This window comes from Legionella oakridgensis ATCC 33761 = DSM 21215, from assembly GCF_000512355.1.
Taxonomy (GTDB): Bacteria; Pseudomonadota; Gammaproteobacteria; order Legionellales; family Legionellaceae; genus Legionella_A; species Legionella_A oakridgensis.
Genome location: NZ_CP004006.1, coordinates 1167542 through 1185110 on the forward strand (window position 1 = coordinate 1167542; position 17569 = coordinate 1185110).

Consider the following 17569-nt stretch of genomic DNA (forward strand, 5'->3'; position numbering starts at 1 on the left):
TCATGTCTTTGATGCCGTCACTGTTTGTTTTGGAAATCTTGCCTTAAATTGTGCACAAAACTCTGCAAAACTTATTTTAGCTGGGGCAGCGTGAACTTCTTCAGATCCATCTCTCATTGTTCTTATAGCTGCTCTGGCACTGCTGACGGTATCTCTGATTAATGGAGGAGGAAGTTCTTGTTGTCGTCGTAGTTCATCCAGCTGGGCTCTAAGTGCTGAAATTTCAATCGTTGCTTCTTCTAATGCGGATGACTTGCTTTGGAGTTCTGCCATTGCCATGGATGCTGTTTCTCTTGCTGCACGCAATTCTTCATCACGGGCAGCTAATTGGAGCTCTAAGTCTTGAACACGCGCTTGCAGTGGTGCGATTTGCTCGCGTAAAGCACCATTTTCAGAAGCTAAACGCTCAGAACGTTGCATTAATTCATGATGTGTTGCTCGCAATGAAGCCAGAGCTGCGTTGGCTTCTTCGAACTGATGCCTGGCTTCTGCAGTGGCTTCTTCTTGCGTGTGTAATTGTACCCCTAACTCATGATGAGTTGAGGTTAATGCCTCAAATCGCTCTTGTAATTGTTGTTGAGCAAGTTCTTGTTTTACAAGTGTATCGCGTAAACGACTTAACTCAGTTTCACGATCTTCGAGAGTACGGCTTTTTGTGGTTAATTGCTCAGCTAAAGACGATCCATGTTCTTCTGAGCGTTGCAGTCTGGTTTGCAATTGTTGTAGTTGGCTAGAGTGTTCCTCTACCAATTGTCTTCTGGCTTCTGTATTTTCAAGGCCGATTTCTTTAAGTTTTGCAGTATGGCTTACCGTTAATTCTTCGATTTGCCTTCTCAAGCGAGTGGATTCCTGGCTTGCTGTGTCTAAAGAAGAACGAATATGGATGAGTTCATCGTTCGCACGGCTCAAGGCCTCTCGTTCACTGCGCAACGTGCTGGTGGTTTCTGCGAGTTGTCCTGCAAGTTCACGCTTTTCTGCTTGAAGCGTTAGCACGGTGTCGAGGGTAGCTAACATGCTGTTGAGTGATTTTTTCTCGCTCGCCAATGCGGTTGCTTCTTGCGATAGTGCTTGATGAGTGATTTGTAAGCCGTCCAGCTCGGCGTTAACCGCTATAAGTTTTTCTTGTAATGCGATTATTGCGGCTTTTTGTTCGCTTAAGGCTCCCTTGAGTGTGGCATTGGTCGAGCCTACGGTGGTTAGTCTTGCTTCTTCTGTTGTGCAGCGCTCTTTCAGTTCACGAAGCAAAGTTTCCAATTGCGCTACTTCTTCTCTTTTTGCAGCAGCGCGTTGTTCAACAGAACGTAATTGTGATTGTACTCTACCATGATCATAGATTGTTGCCAGTTCATTGCTTATTCTTGCATGCTCTCTTGCAAGTTCCGCTCTATCAGCATCTGGCCTGTTTAAGCTGGTTTGTAAAATACTGGCTGCTGTTTTTAAAGCATTCATTGATTCTTTAGCCGAGGTTAGTGTTCTTCGCAGTTCTACACTCAGTTCCTGATGTAGGCTTCGGGTATCTTCAGGTTCAGTTGTTAGTTTTGGAGTGACTTCACCGAGTTTTTCCTGGATGGATTCTTTTTGTGCAGCAACCGCTGCTTCAACTTTGCTTATTTCTACTGCTTGAATATCCGCAATGGAAACGGATCTTAGTTCACTGCGATGTTCCCTGATTTTACCATCGATGTATCTTCCAAGCTCACTGTCTGGACCAAAAGCAGCCGTAAAAGCAGGCAAGGCATCGTGTTCTGTTGCGATGGCAAAAGCGGCTTTTTGCAGATTCAATGCCACGATGTATTTATCGGTGCCACCGAGTTGTCCTGCAGCCGCCGCAGCGGCGAGTTCTTGGTAGGTTTGAATTTTTTGCTCTGCAGTAAACGTTTCGCTGACCGGCATGGTGCTTTTTAAAACGAGCCATAAAGGATTAGCATCACCTGAAAGTCTATCAGCGCCTTTATAGAGTCTGTCGAATGTTTCTGCATTAAACTTTGCCGGATCAAGCTTAAAGGTGGCGGCTGGAGCACGAGTATCTAAGCCAAATGCTTCATATATTGCCCCATATTTAGCATGGCCTACACTGATATTAACGACAAGCTCTCCTCGACGATCGAGACTAAAGACATCGGAATAGCTTTGAGCCAACATCGTTTTTAAATAAGGGTCCAGGTATTTGCCTTCTGGATGAGTTGAATTATTTTGCAGAGGGGTATTTAAATTGAGTTCTAAAATTTTTCGTAATGCAAATGCTTGTCGCTCTGCGCCTGCACGGGGGGCTGCTTTCATTTGAGCTTCGGCAATTGCAATACTCTCTTTATTTCCGACCTCTAAATTTAAACTATCGCCTATTTTCTTTGCCTGTTCATAGGCGCTTCCGGCACTTGAGCGCGAACTCTCAGAAGATATAGAAACCTCTGATCCGCTACTGCGGGGAGAATCTCGCCCATCACTGATGGCTGTTCTCTCAACGGCTTCTGCTTTTTCAACGAGCCCATTTAATTCTTTGACAATGGTTGTCCATTGCAAACGATATCTTGCAATGTGTTGTGGAGGACGAATGGTACAACTGCTAAGTGACATTTCTCCTACTTGTGTCGCTCCGGCAGCGGTCGTTTGTTGGAACGTTGCATTTTCTTCGGCAATAGCATCGATTGTTTTTTGGCTATGGGCTAATGCCTTGATTATGTCTGTATATCGTGCAAATTGTTCCGTTTTAAAAACTCTATCTGCATCTATGATTACTTCTTCTGGTGTGGTGCTAGCCTCCGCAATGGGTTGATGAAATCCTAGTGTTTGATAGGCTTCTAATAAGCGGTCTATATCATTTAAATACGTGGTCACGCTTTCACGTTGGGCAGGAGTTAGTTTTCTTAAATTTACCTCTTCGCGATAAGGGCTTAAAATGGTTCTAAGTTTTAAGATATTCGCAATAAATGTACTTTCATTGGCAAAAAGTTCTTCCAAGTATTTAAGAACCTCGCGTTCGCCAGATGCCAATTTACTTTGTGCCACTTCACTGTTTGCTTCTGCAATGAGCGCAGCGAGCTCTTCGTTAGTTTCGTGTTCAAGTTGACCGACTGACAGGGCAACAAGTTGCTGCAATTCTTCTCGCGCTTTGCCGATTAATCCTGCCCATGTGTTTTTGGCTCGGGATAGTTGTTGTGGCGTGCTAGCGATTTCTAATTGTCTTTGAGCTTCTTCGAATTGCCGCAGTTTTTCCTCTTCAGATGGGCCTTCAGATAAAGTTTTAGGTAATAATTCAGCCGGTAATTTACTTTTAAATTGTTCCATCAACTCTTTTTTCTTTGCATGAAGAGTATTAATTTTGAATCCACAGGAGACATTTGCAATCCAACCCAGTCTTGTAGATGGGCTTTCTGATCATCAAGTAGTCTTTGAATAGTTTCGTTAGTTACCATAACACACCTCATGGATGTTGTTTGTATTTAATATAGTCAAATTATATACTATATAAACAAAATGAATGATAAATGTCAGTTAATACAGAAGCAATCAAAGTTTGATATAATGTCCAATGAATTTTCCGCATGATTGATACTTAATCATTTCGTTTAATTTCATTAATTTCAGTGTAACGAAACAACATTAACGAATTGTTAAGAGCATCTTGTTTATTGAAAATTTTTTTCAGCGGAGTATTTTTAGTTGTATTTTTTTAAATAACTGTCTAAAAATACGGTGATGCGGATTAGGGCAAGAGAATATCAGTTTGGGTATGCAGTGTGCTTTTGTATGCTAATTTTGTCGTGTTTTTGTCATTCCCGCGTAGGCGGGAATCTATTACAGAAAGCGTTGTTTTATTTTGGAAGATGGATTCCCGCCTGCGCGGGAATGACAGGCTTTGCCCATAAAAATATACAATCAACGTATAATTTTTGTCTGCAATGCTGGTTGGATAAATTGTTTATTTAAATTATTTTTTAGGATAAGTGCTTTTTAAAAAGCACAAGCCTCATTTATTTATAGGGTCTTCATGTCCGATATTTATCAAGACTTTAGCAAACGTCGAACGTTTGCGATTATTTCTCACCCCGATGCCGGTAAAACCACCGTGACGGAAAAATTGCTATTGTTCGGCGGTGCAATTCAGCTTGCCGGTACGGTGAAAGGCCGCAAAGCCTCACGCCATGCGACATCAGACTGGATGGAAATGGAAAAAGAGCGAGGTATTTCAATCACCACATCCGTCATGCAATTTATCCATCATGATCATGTGATGAACTTGCTCGACACGCCAGGGCATGAGGATTTTTCCGAGGATACCTATCGTACCTTGACGGCGGTGGATTCTGCCTTAATGGTGATTGACGTTGCCAAAGGGGTGGAAGAGCGTACAGTTAAATTGATGGAAGTATGCCGATTACGTGACACCCCCATCATGACCTTCATCAATAAACTGGATAGGGAAGGGCGAGAGCCTATTGAATTATTGGATGAAGTAGAAACCGTGTTAGGAATTCAATGTGCGCCAGTGACTTGGCCTGTTGGTATGGGGAAACGCTTTAAAGGCATTTATCATCTGCATCAGGATACAGTGTATTTATATCAGCCGGGCAAAAATGCGCAAAAGCAGGATGCTCTGGCGATTAAAGGCTTGAATAATCCGCAGTTGGATGAGTTACTGGGTGACAGCGCCCAGGAATTGCGTGATGAAATCGAGTTGGTGCAAGGAGCCTCGCACGCGTTTGATCTAAACGCTTATTTGGCAGGGAAAATGACTCCGGTTTATTTCGGTTCGGCCATTAATAATTTTGGCATTAAGGAATTATTGGACGATTTCGCCCAATACGCTCCGGCGCCAATGCCAAGAGCAACGCAAGAGCGGCTTGTTTCACCAGAAGAGCTGACTTTTTCAGGATTTGTATTCAAAATTCAGGCGAATATGGATCCCAAACATCGTGACCGCATTGCTTTCCTGCGTATTTGTTCGGGGGCGTATAAAAAAGGCATGAAACTCAATCACTTGCGTCTGGGAAAAGAAGTACAAATTGCCAATGCCTTGACGTTTATGGCAGGCGATCGCAGTCATACGGAGATTGCAATGGCAGGCGACATCATTGGTCTGCATAATCATGGCACGATTCGTATAGGGGATACGTTTACTCAGGGAGAATTATTGAAATTCACCGGCATTCCTAATTTTGCACCCGAGTTGTTTCGTCTGGTTCGCCTAACGGATCCTTTGAAAAGCAAGGCATTAATAAAAGGGTTGATTGAATTGTCGGAAGAGGGGGCTACACAAGTGTTCCGTCCTTTGAACAGCAATCATTTGATTCTTGGTGCGGTAGGAACGTTACAATTTGATGTGGTTGCTCACCGCTTGAAACATGAATATAAAGTGGATTGTATTTATGAGGCGGTTAGTATTTCCTGCGCTCGCTGGGTTCATTCCGAAGACGAAAAAGCAATGACTGAATTTCGCACAAAAGCGTTTGATCATTTGGCCTTAGACGGTAGTGATACTCTGACGTATTTAGCACCTACCCGAGTGAATCTCTCCATGGCAGAAGAGCGTTATCCTAAAGTACAGTTTTCTGCAACACGGGAACATTAAGAACCTGTCTTCACAGTCTACTATGCTGGCTAAAATGCGCCGATTTTCTGCGGTCCGTTGCTCACATACTTCTATGTATGCTGCGCAACGGTCCTCTAAAACCAGCACATCTTATCTCAGCCTAGCGACTGTGAAGACAGGTTCTAATTTTTTTTATACTCATTCAAGACAATTAGACGGTTGTGCATCTGGCGACGATGTTTTTCTCACCTTGATTGGTTAGTTCGACTTTGGCTCCTGAGGCAGCAGAAATCGTGAACTTATCGCCATTTCTGACGGCGATGCTTACCGTTTGCCCGGCTGATAAATGCATATCATTGACGGAACCGGTTTTACTCAATGCCTTGATGACAATAGCGCTTTCAGGCATTTCCGTGATGATGGTGCAGCTGGCTTTGACGGTCCAGAAAAAAACATTGCTGAATATTTGCGGATTTTGAGGAGGCAAATCATAGTCGACCGAGACGCCTTGCACAAGGGGATGGACGGTGGTTGCAAAGGATGTATTAGCTATAAACAACATAGCCATACAAAGCATCATAGTACTCATTTTACGAATCATATCTCTCTCCTTAATGATCATATAACGCACTAAGATACCGCTCAATTGCATCTATGGCAAATAAAAAAACATTAGATCTCTTGCAAACGGTGTCATCCTGCGCGAAGCGAAGTCTCTGTAGATAATCCTGATGTTTAGGCAAGGAGATCCTTCGCTTCGCTCAGGATGACGATCATTTGCTTATGACGATAATTTGCTTAATATGAGAACTCAAAATGAGATGATCTTGTCTCATAGTTCTTCAATGGATTTGGTAATGGACTCGATCATGTCCTTGGCATCACCAAATAGCATGTAAGTGTTGTCACGATGAAATAAATCATTTTCAACGCCAGCATAGCCTGGCGAAAGGCTGCGTTTAACAAACAAAACCGTTTTAGCGTGTTCCACATCCAGGACTGGCATGCCATAAATGGGAGAGCTTGGGTTGGTTTTGGCGGCGGGGTTGGTGATGTCATTGGCGCCAACCACCAGAGCAATATCGGCAGTAGTAAAATCGCGGTTAATTTCGCTTTGCTCAAAAACCCGATCATAAGGAATATTGGCTTCAGCCAATAATACATTCATATGTCCAGGCATGCGACCAGCGACGGGATGAATAGCAAACCGTACTTTGATCTCACGGGCTTCCAAGGCTTCCACCAAGTCTTTAACCGCATGTTGTGCCCGGGCAACGGCCATCCCATAGCCGGGAACAATAATAACATCTTTGGCTTGATTTAAGAGAAAAGCCGCATCTTCACCATTGGCCTGGCGGACTTGCAAGGCTTCTCCTTGGCTGGTTTGAGCAGTATGGCTGTGGCTTTGCAATCCTCCAAAAATAACGTTAATGATGGAGCGGTTCATGCCCACACACATGATGTAACTTAAAATAGCCCCGCTTGCGCCAACCAATGCTCCGGTAATAACAAGCAAATGATTGCTCAAGGTAAAGCCAATGCCAGCTGCAGCCCAGCCTGAGTATGAGTTTAACATGGAAATCACAACGGGCATGTCCGCTCCGCCAATGGGGACAATTAACAGCACGCCAATGAGAAAAGACAGCAATGCAAGCCCTACAAATATATGCAAGGATTGGGTCATCATAAAAAGAACCAATACAGCCAGTATGACTAAAGCAATGAGTAAATTCACCAGGGCGTGTCCACTGAAACGCAGCGGTTTACCAGACAACAATCCTTGCAGTTTTAAAAATGCAATGACAGAGCCGGAAAAGGTAATCGCCCCAATGATTAAACCGAGACTCATTTCAAGCAGACTGGTGAGGGCAATTGCGCCGGGTACGCCAATGCCAAAAGAATTCGGCGTTAAAAAGGCACAAAATGCCACCAATACCGCAGCCATGCCAACCAATGAATGGAAGCCGGCAACCAGTTGAGGGATGGCGGTCATATTGATTTTTAATGCGATGAGGGTACCAACACCACCGCCAGCAAGGATTAGCGCCAGCAACAGGAGATGATGATGGATAAAAGGCATCATCATCGTTGAGCCAACGGCAATGATCATGCCAAAAATGCCTAACCAATTGCCCCGTCTTGCCGTGGCAGGGCTGGCTAATCCTTTAAGTGCCAATATAAAACAGATGGCAGCGAGTAAATAAAGAAATGAAATAAGCGTTGTCATGGTAGCGGCACCTTGCGGTTATTTTTTATACATGCGTAACATGCGATGAGTGACCACGAAGCCACCGAAAATGTTGATGGCCGTTATAAAAATCGCAATACCGCCGAGCATGGTTAAATGACCCAACCTGTGACTGCCAGTAGCGATTAAGGCCCCAAGAATGATGATGCTGGATATGGCGTTGGTGACCGACATCAATGGCGTGTGCAACGCAGGAGTCACTTTCCAGACCACGTAATAACCAACAAAACAGGCCAACATAAAAATAGTAATAATGGCAATATAGGGATTGGCGAGCGTATTGATAGAAGTCATGCTAGTGCTCCTTGACGAAGTGAAAAGGAAGGTATTGCCCATCATGGCATAACAGGCCTTGGCGGATGATTTCATCCTCTTCATTAAAAGAAAGGGCAGAGTCAGGGGCGGTAAACGTTTGCACTAAATGCACCAAATTGTTTGCGTATAATTCACTGGCTGTGGCGGGTATGAGACCTGCCATATTACTGTAACCGACGATGGTTATGCTGTTGTGGCGGATGATTGCATCGCGCTCACTAAGCTCACAGTTGCCCCCACGCGAAGTGGCCAAATCGACGATGACAGAGCCTGGTTTCATACGTTCCACTGTTTCTGCTTTCAGCAAAACAGGTGCTTTTTTACCTGGGATAAGGGCTGTGCAAATGATGATGTCGGCAAGGCGTGCGTATTGGTCGATGAGTTGTGCTTGCAGATGCCGATATTCATCACTGACTTCACCTGCGTAACCCGCAGAGGTTTCAGCGTCCTGCGCCTGGCTGACTTCGATGAATTCAGCCCCCAGGCTTTCAACTTGTTCTTTTACGGCTGTCCTAACGTCAAATGCATAGACCACAGCCCCCAGACGTTTTGCCGTCGCAATCGCTTGCAAGCCCGCCACGCCGGCCCCTAAAACTAACACTTTAGCCGGTTGAATCATGCCGGCCGCCGTCATCATCATAGGCAGGGCGCGATTAAAATGCGTGGCGCCTTCCAATACGGCGCGATATCCAGCCAAATTAGCCTGCGATGACAAGCTATCCATGCTTTGGGCGCGACTAATGCGGGGGATATGATTCATGGAAAACACGCTGATGCGCTGTTTTAAACACCAGATAATGAGGGCACTTTGCGCGTCCCCATCAATCGGTGCTATCAATAATGATTCGGGCGCCAAACCTTTTAATTCTTGTGGAGAAGGTTCATTCACGCATAAAAGAATGGTCGCATGTTGCAGGAGAATATTTTTATCCTTGACCATTTCCGCACCGGCTGCTTCATATTCCTTATCATTGAAGCCAGATGCCTTGCCGGCATTGTGTTCACAGAGGATTTCAAAACCAAGTTTGGTATAACGTTTCACCGCAGCCGGTGTGATGGCAACCCGGGTTTCATTACCGCCTTCATGCATTGCCGCAATAATCATGGCTAAGGTCCTTTTTACCATTGTCCATATATCCTATGGCAACCCAGTGATTTTTACCAGAGAAAATCCTAGCAATTTGCATCGATTATGGCACGTAAGAATCCATGGCTGTACACAACATTCAGCCGTAACCCTCTCAGCAGTTTACTCTGGCATTATCACGCCATCCTCCACCTAAAGCTTTATAGAGTGCAATGTAAGCGGTAAATTGATCTCTTTTAATTTCTACCAGCTCTATTTGTGCTTCAAGTAAGTCTCTTTGGGTCAATAATGATTCTAGATAGTCGACTCTTGCTGCCTGAAAAAGCATATTTGCAATATCTACGGACTCCGTAAGCACCTTGACTTGCTTTAAGCGCAATTGATAGGTTTTATTTAAATTATTAATGGTAGCAAGCTGATTTGCCACTTCTTTATAAGCATTTAAAACAGTCAGGTTATAGTTATAAATAGATTGGATTTGTTTATTGTTAGCAGTAAAGTAAGCCGCTTTAATCGCCTGGCGATTTAAAAGAGGTAAGGTTACATTTGCAGCCATATTATAAAATATGGATTCTGGGGTAATGAAATATTGACCTGAAAATGCTTCATAACCTGTTCCTGCTTCTATGCCTAAAGAAGGAAGAAAACGGGCTTTGGCAACTTCTATATCGATTTTGCTTGCCATAAGTTCAAGCGAGGAGCGTTTTACATCGGGACGATTTTCAAGCAATCTAAAAGGGACGCCTGTTTTGAATTCCTTGGGAATCAATTCATCCAGTTGTTTTGGACTTCTGGTTACTTGTTGTGGAAACCGTCCAACCAGCGCATTTAATTTATTTTCATGAATGATGATTTCTTGTTTTATTTTATAAATTCGGCTTTGATTTTTAAAAACTTCTGCCTCAAATCTTTTTACTGCCAGGGAGGTGGTTCTTGCTGAACTTTTCTGGATGTTCGCCACTTCCTGCGCGCGTTTCAACGTATGTATAAACTGCGTTACAATTTGAAGCTGATTATCCAATGCAATTAACTCATAATAAGTGGTAGCAATTTCTGCAACCAGATGCGTCACCATAAATTTTTTAACTTCAATGGAAGCTAGATAACGATAGTAAGCTGAACGGGTTGCATTGCGAAGTTTTTTCCAAATATCTATTTCCCATGTGGTGAGTAAACCTGCTTGATGATTATGTAAAACTGTGGGTACTGTTGGAACAGGTAGAAACTCTGTGGCCGCATCGCCTGCCCCCTCGCTGGTAAATTCCCCAAATTTTTCAACCTGGTAGCTAAATCCTCCACGGAGTTTTGGATAATATTTTCCTTGGCGAGCTATAATGTCATTATTAGCAATTTGAATTTCTTGCTCTAAAATTTTTAATTCTTGATTATGCTCTAACGCTGTTTTAATCAGTGTATTTAAGTGCTTATCAGTAAAAAAATCTTGCCAGTTTTTATCCGCTGTACTATTGCTTTGTTGTGTTTTTGACGAATCGCTCAAACGTGGTGATTGGCGGCTATATTCAGGATAAGTTTTTGGTACTGTAATCAGTGGATTTTGTGTCTGATTTACAGGTGGTGATGGAACACAAGCCTGTAATAGCAGACAAAGGCACATACACCATATTAAAACGGTTTGTTGTTGATTAATCAAGATTTTTCCTACTCGTTTTTATAATCTTCACGTCTTTCTGTTAGCGGTCTGCTCGATTCATCCTGAATCAGTTTCTTATTCTCCGCAATCGAGCCAAAGATATAATAAAGCCCAGGAATTATCAGTACGCCAAAGATTGTTCCAAACAACATGCCTCCCAATGCAGAGGCTCCAATAGTACGATTGGCAACAGCGCCTGCACCGCTTGCTAGCACCAGAGGAATTAATCCAGCCATAAAAGCAAAAGAAGTCATTAAGATAGGTCGAAAACGAACTTTGGCTCCTTCAATCGCGGCGTCTAATACAGACATTCCCTGGGCTTGTTTTTGTTTTGCAAATTCAACGATTAAAACCGCATTTTTGCCTAAGAGTGCAACCAGCATAATCAAGCCAACTTGCGCATACACGTCATTGGCAACGCCCATTGCTTTTATCATAAGAAATGAGCCCAGAATGCCTGGTGGTAGGGAAAACAAAACAGCCAGAGGGATAATAAAACTTTCATATTGTGCTGATAAAACAAGGTAGACGAAAAAAAGAACCGTGAAAAAAATATAAATGGATTCATTACCGCGCGAAGCTTCGTCGTAGGAAAGCTCTTCCCATGCTATATCGTAGCCCTTGGGTAGCGTTTCTTTAGCGACTTCACGGATCGCTTGTATAGCATCGCCGGTGGTATAACCTGATGCAGGTTTTGCACGAATAACGGATGAGTTGTACAAGTTAAAACGGGTAATTTCATTTGGTCCCTGCGTTTTTTTCAGCGTCATAAAAGCGGAATATGGAACCATTTCATCCTTATTGTTTTTTATATAAAACTTTAAAACATCCGTAGGCAAATCTCTAAACTCAGGTGCTGACTGCACGTATACTTTATAAAATTGACCGAAACGAATAAATCCTTGTTCATAGGTACTACCAATTAATATATTTAAATTTTCCATGGCCTTTCCAATGGAAACATTTTTTTGCATCGCTCTTTTTATATCTAACTCAATTTTATATTGTGGATAATTTGCGGCATAAAAAGTAATCAATCCTGTCAATTCTTTTCGCTGACTTAAATGATTTATAAATTCTGTATTCAGAACATCAAATTTATGGTAATCCGTCAGATTGGTTTTATCCAAAAGCCTAAACGCTACTCCACCTGCAGCACCATATCCTGGCACCGCAGGTGGCTCAAAATACTCAATGATTGCCCCCAGTTCTTTGGATTTTTCTTCCAACTCCTCAATAATTTCATGCACCGATTTATGACGTTTGTTCCAGGGATCTAAATTAATAAAACATGTTCCTGCGTTTGACCCTCTTCCTTCGGTTAATATCTCAAATCCTGCTAAGGAGGAAACTGACTCAATGCCTTCAACCTCTATGGCGAGTTTTTGAAGTTTTTGAGCAACATCAAATGTTTTTTCCAGGGTTGAACCGGGAGGCGTACGGATGATCGCATAAATCATCGATTGATCTTCATTAGGTATAAAACCCGAAGGGATATATTTGATGATAAAAAAAATGCCTGCACTAAATAGAGCCAGAGCAGCCCATGTCACTAGCCTTCGATGAATGGTAATTTTTAAAAACTTAACATAGTAGTTAGAAATTTTTTCAAAGCCTTGATTAAATTTTTCAAGAAAATAGGCGACTGGCATTTTTTGGTGAGAGGTATTCTTGGAGTGTTTTTTCAAAATTATGGCACTCAATACTGGAGTCAGTGTCAACGCAACCAAACCGGAAAGGATAATGGCGGATGCCATGGTGATGGAAAATTGTTTTAATACAACACCAACAGGCCCTGTCATAAAAGCAATAGGAACAAAAACAGCGACCATTAAAAGGGTAATAGCAATGACCGCACCACTAATTTCTCTTAGAACTTTTTTTACAGCTTCGTAGGGGGAAAGCGATTCATCTGATAATTTTGCATGAACGGCCTCAACCACAACAATGGCGTCATCAACCACGATACCAATAGCAAGCACTAAGGCAAATAAAGTAATCAGGTTAATGGTTAGTCCATTGTATTGAATAATAATGAATGCGCCTATCAGCGAAACAGGGACAGCAAGAATTGGAATCAGAGTTGAACGCCAGTCACCAAGAAAAATAAATACCACAAGCGTGACAAGGATAAAAGCCTCAAAAATAGTATGCAATACTTTATCAATAGAGGCTTTTAAAAAACTTGAGACATCATAGCTGATTTTATAATGCATGCCAGCTGGAAAATTGTGGCTTAATTCTTTTAATTTTTCTTTTACTTCTTTAATGACTTCATTTGCATTACTGTTAAATGTTTGTTTTAAAAGTATAGCGGCAGATGGATGCCCATCAACCGTTGAATAGATATCATAAAATTCACTATCTAATTCAATTTTAGCTATATTTTTTAAATACAGCGTTTCACCATCAGCGTTTGCTCGGATGATGATGTTTTCATACTCGTCTGGCTCATCAAATCGACCTTCGTATGAGAGTACGTATTCAAGTGACTGGGCTTTTTTTCCAGAGCTCTTGCCTATCTGGCCAGGTCGGCCAAGAATACTCTGCTCACTGATGGCTTGCATCACTTCTTCTGTGGAAATATTGTAGGCGCGCATTCTGTCAGGATTTAGCCAGATGCGCATGGCATAATTACGATTTCCTAAAATTCTTGCTTGTCCAACGCCATTGATTCGTTTCAACTCTGGTAAGATATATACTTTTGCATAATTAAAAAGAAATTTTTCATCATCATGTTTGTTTGTGCTGTAAAGATTTACGTACATCAACATACTGGGTTGTACAGGTTGAATAATGATGCCTTCAAGCCGTACTAATGAGGGCAGTTGACTGATGGCTTGATCAACCCTGGTTTTTACTCTTATCACTGCATCATTTGGATCTGTATCCAAGTCAAAAATCACTTGAATCGTTGCTTCTCCTGCACTGGTTGCGTCAGAAATCAAATATCGCATTCCCTGCACACCATTTAATGCCTGTTCTAAGGGAATGAGCGTTGAGTTTATCAGTACCTCAGCACTTGCGCCCGGATAAGCTAAAGCAATCATGACTCGGGGAGGAGCTATTTTAGGGAATTGTGATACTGGTAGTGCTCTTATAGAAAGAAACCCCAAAAATGTAATCAAAAGGGATATGACAATGGCAAGAACTGGTCTTCTAATAATGCGTTTGAACATTCATAATCCCTAATAATTATTTTACCGGCAAATTTAAGCTGTGTTTTACATTTGATGGATTTTGATAGCGTAGTTTTATTTTTTGTCCCAAATGAACTTTACCTAAACCTTCTAAAAGAATTTTGTCATCTTTTTTAGACCAGATTGAATGACATATAAATGAGGAACTTCTTGCGCAATGACAATTTCTTGTGACCTAATCTTATTTTTTTCATCAACGACATAAACAAACTTTTTATCCAATACTTCAAAAGTTGCCTTTTGCGGGATGACAAGCGCATTATCCAGTCGTGCAGTTAGAATGATCGTACCTGTTTGACCATGCCGTAATAGATTTTCTGGATTGGGGAAACTGGCTCTGAATGCAATATTACCGGTTTCGTTATTAAAATCGGCTTCAACGGTATCAATTTGACCTTTTTGATTAAAATATTGGCCATTAGCCAGCATAAGTTTAAGGGAGGATTTCTTATCGGTATTTTGTTTTGTCATAAAATCAAGGTAGTCGACTTCGGAAACATTGAAATATACCCAGACTCGACTGTTGTCTGACATGGTCGTTAAAAGTTGCCCTTCTTCAACCAGGCTGCCCAAGCGCACTCGAAAACGATCTATTATGCCATCAAATGGTGCTGTGATGGTCGTAAACTGCAAGTGAATTTCGGCAAGTTTCATTTTTGCCAGTGCTTTATCTAACCTTGCCTTGGATAAGGCTAATTCATTAGGAGAAACTACCTGTTTGGATTCCAGGCGTTGAGTATTTTCATATTCAATGCGGGTAATTTCATATTCAGCTTTGGTTTTCTCAAATTCAGCCTGTAACACGAGAGGCATAATTTGAAACATTTTCTGACCTTTTTTAACAAACTGACCTTCATCTACGTAAATACGTTGTAAATAACCTTTCTCCAATGAACGCAGTTCAATGTGTTGAATGGACTTAATTTGAGCTACGTAATCATTATCTATCGTAAGCTTTTCTACCCATGGATTCGTAACCAAAAATTCTGGTGTTTCTTTTTTATGGACATCATGCTTCCAGTTGACAATCAGAAAACCGGCCGCCAAACAAGTTGCAAAAAAAATTAATATGATTCGAGTCAGGTGCATTTTTTTCATTTATAAAATCCATAGCAATTTGCAAAGCTTAACTAGTTAATCTGATGTGATGAGAATTTTAGATAACCTACCAAATCTTATTATATTTTTATCCGCTTTATAAGACATAAGCCTCAGACAATCAGGGAATGCGACCCAGGATCTGAGTATTTTTAAGATTGGTATTTGAGCTTAGGCAACATTTGCTGTAAAGTTTTCTCTAGGATTTGTCCAACCTGAATGCATATGGAAATTCTCTGTTTTTTTGCAGGGACAGCATTTTTTTATACAAAACATGTTTTTCTGCTGCTATTTTTATTGGCCGTTTTCTTTTTTAGACCTCGAGCTCGAGCAAGCTTGGTTATCTGGTTTTTTGCAGCCTTTGGATGGGCAACTATTCACCAGTGGTGGATAGCTGATTGGGGCATGCCTAATGAGGAAATCATTAAAAACGCCTTATTGCAAGGGTATATTGCTTCCATTCCAACGCGTACGACGACAAAAATACAATTTCAATTTCATGCCGAGCGTCTTAATAACAAATCGGTCAAGGCAATGTTATTGTTGACGTGCTATGATCATTGTCCCGAGTTACATGCTGGCCAGTATTGGCAATTGACCGCCAAACTGAAAAAACCGCATAACATTGGAAATCCCGGCGCATTTGATTATCTTGGCTGGTTAAACACACGCCATATTAGCTGGACAGGTTCTGTGCAGCGTGGTTCTTTTCACCCATTATCAATCCAACATAACGCTTACCCTTTATTGGCGTTACGTGAACGTTTAGCGCTTTTGCTTGCACAAGTTGACTCAAACGAGAAAACATTGGGAGTTTTACAGGCATTGACCTTAGGGGTAACCAATTACATCGATAAAGGGGAATGGGATTTATTTCGGAGAACCGGAACCATTCATTTGATGGTTATTTCTGGCGCGCATATTGGATTGGTTGCGGGCATGATGTATATGCTTACCCGATGGTTGTGGTGTCGTTGTAGTCGACTTTGCATCTATTTTGCTGCACAAAAAGCGGCGAGTATTATGGCGTTGTTCATGGCACTGCTTTATGCCTTACTGGCGGGGATGGGGGTTCCTGCACAGCGTGCATTGATTGTCTGTTTTTTTATGTTGTTACGATACCTTTGCAATCAGCGTTTCAGTGCCTGGCAGGCATGGCGATATTCATTGTTTACCGTGCTGGTGTGTGAACCTCATTCCGTGTTGATGCCCGGATTTTATTTATCTTTTCTGGCGGTGGCTATTTTATTATCCGTAAATCAACGCCTAAGTTATACGGGATTAAAAAAAATGGTCGTCATGCAAGCAGCCTGTTTGTTTGGATTGATGCCTTTGACCCTATTTTGGTTTTCCTATGGCGCAGTCAATGGATTAATTGCCAATTTGGTAGCCGTCCCTTGGGTGAGTTTTGTGGTGATTCCCTTATCTTTGCTTACCCTTGTCCTGGGGCAATGGTTAATTTTTCCAGGTTTGGTGGAGCTTCTTAACTTTGCTATCCATGGCTTATTGTATTTTTTGCAGTGGATTGATGCATTTGCGGTAGTCAATCTGAATGTACCTTTTACCAAAGTGTATTCACCATTAGCATGCATGGCGGTGATAATAATCCTGGTCTTTTTCCCATACAGTCGTTTATTTCCAGCCGTTTTAATATTGATCATGGCCGGCCTGTTTCCCGCTTATGAAACCATTAAAGCGCAAGAAGTCAGAATGGATGTGTTGGATGTTGGACAAGGATTGTCGGTATTGGTCCGTACCGCCCATCATGCATTGATTTATGATACTGGCGTTAAATTTTACCGTGGCACGGACATGGGTAAGCTTGCCATCATGCCTTATCTCGATACTCTGGGGATTAAGCAAGTGGATAAAATAGTAATCAGTCATCCTGATCTTGATCATCGCGGTGGTTTGCCGTCTTTGGAAGAGAAATACAGTAGGACTGAATTGATTGTGGACGATCCTTCTTATTATGGACGTGGCAGCTCTTGTCATGATCACCCTGGTTGGGTGTGGGATGGAATATCGTTTCGATTTTTCGCTATTAAAAAGGATTTAAAGGGGAAAAATAATCATTCGTGCGTTTTACAAGTGCGGGCGCCGGGAGGTCAGTTTTTATTGACAGGAGATATTGAGACATTGGCTGAACGTTATTTGACGCAAACCTATGGGCAGGAGCTGGCATCGACGGTGCTTTTAATTCCGCACCACGGCAGCAAAACGTCTTCTTCGCCATCGTTTATAAAGCAGGTTGCTCCTCGTTATGCCATGGCTTCCTATGGGTTTGACAATCGTTATCATTTTCCGCATACCCAAGCAATGGCTGCTTATAAGGCGCAACACATTGCGGTTTTTAACACCGTAGATTGTGGAATGATTAGTATTAAATTTGAAAAAGGTGGAGCCTCACCGCCGTTTTGTTTCCATTCCTAGGCTCTTA

10 protein-coding genes are annotated in these 17569 nt (G+C 42.0%); 2 read left to right on the plus strand and 8 right to left on the minus strand.

Features of this window, described 5'->3' with window-relative positions:
* Positions 1 to 3285, minus strand: coding sequence for a RhoGEF domain-containing protein (locus LOA_RS05635; RefSeq protein WP_025385500.1), 3285 nt, complete (start codon positions 3283 to 3285; stop codon positions 1 to 3).
* A 703-nt stretch (positions 3286 to 3988) separates the two neighbouring features.
* Here LOA_RS05635 and LOA_RS05640 point away from each other — a divergent pair.
* Complete coding sequence (locus LOA_RS05640) at positions 3989 to 5569, plus strand: peptide chain release factor 3 (RefSeq protein WP_025385501.1); 1581 nt, start codon at positions 3989 to 3991, stop codon at positions 5567 to 5569.
* A 172-nt stretch (positions 5570 to 5741) separates the two neighbouring features.
* On the opposite strand, the gene LOA_RS05645 is transcribed toward LOA_RS05640, so the two are convergent.
* The 7 genes from LOA_RS05645 to LOA_RS05675 form a co-directional block, all read right to left on the minus strand.
* Complete coding sequence (locus LOA_RS05645) at positions 5742 to 6131, minus strand: hypothetical protein (protein ID WP_025385502.1); 390 nt, start codon at positions 6129 to 6131, stop codon at positions 5742 to 5744.
* Between the two features lie 231 nt (positions 6132 to 6362).
* Complete coding sequence (locus LOA_RS05650; protein WP_025385503.1) at positions 6363 to 7757, minus strand: NAD(P)(+) transhydrogenase (Re/Si-specific) subunit beta; 1395 nt, start codon at positions 7755 to 7757, stop codon at positions 6363 to 6365.
* Between the two features lie 18 nt (positions 7758 to 7775).
* Positions 7776 to 8072: a proton-translocating transhydrogenase family protein gene (locus tag LOA_RS05655; protein ID WP_025385504.1), complete on the minus strand. Its 297-nt coding sequence runs from the start codon at positions 8070 to 8072 to the stop codon at positions 7776 to 7778.
* A 1-nt stretch (position 8073) separates the two neighbouring features.
* Positions 8074 to 9198, minus strand: coding sequence for a Re/Si-specific NAD(P)(+) transhydrogenase subunit alpha (locus LOA_RS05660; RefSeq protein WP_025385505.1), 1125 nt, complete (start codon positions 9196 to 9198; stop codon positions 8074 to 8076).
* 136 nt (positions 9199 to 9334) lie between these two features.
* Complete coding sequence (locus tag LOA_RS05665; protein ID WP_118996630.1) at positions 9335 to 10831, minus strand: TolC family protein; 1497 nt, start codon at positions 10829 to 10831, stop codon at positions 9335 to 9337.
* Between the two features lie 8 nt (positions 10832 to 10839).
* Positions 10840 to 14010, minus strand: a complete 3171-nt coding sequence (locus tag LOA_RS05670; protein ID WP_025385507.1) for an efflux RND transporter permease subunit — start codon at positions 14008 to 14010, stop codon at positions 10840 to 10842.
* A 111-nt stretch (positions 14011 to 14121) separates the two neighbouring features.
* Positions 14122 to 15129, minus strand: a complete 1008-nt coding sequence (locus LOA_RS05675) for an efflux RND transporter periplasmic adaptor subunit (protein ID WP_202961897.1) — start codon at positions 15127 to 15129, stop codon at positions 14122 to 14124.
* A 225-nt stretch (positions 15130 to 15354) separates the two neighbouring features.
* On the opposite strand from LOA_RS05675, the gene LOA_RS05680 reads away from it, so the two are divergent.
* On the plus strand, positions 15355 to 17562 hold the full coding sequence (locus LOA_RS05680; RefSeq protein WP_025385508.1) for a DNA internalization-related competence protein ComEC/Rec2: 2208 nt from the start codon (positions 15355 to 15357) through the stop codon (positions 17560 to 17562).
* Positions 17563 to 17569: the final 7 nt, after the last annotated feature.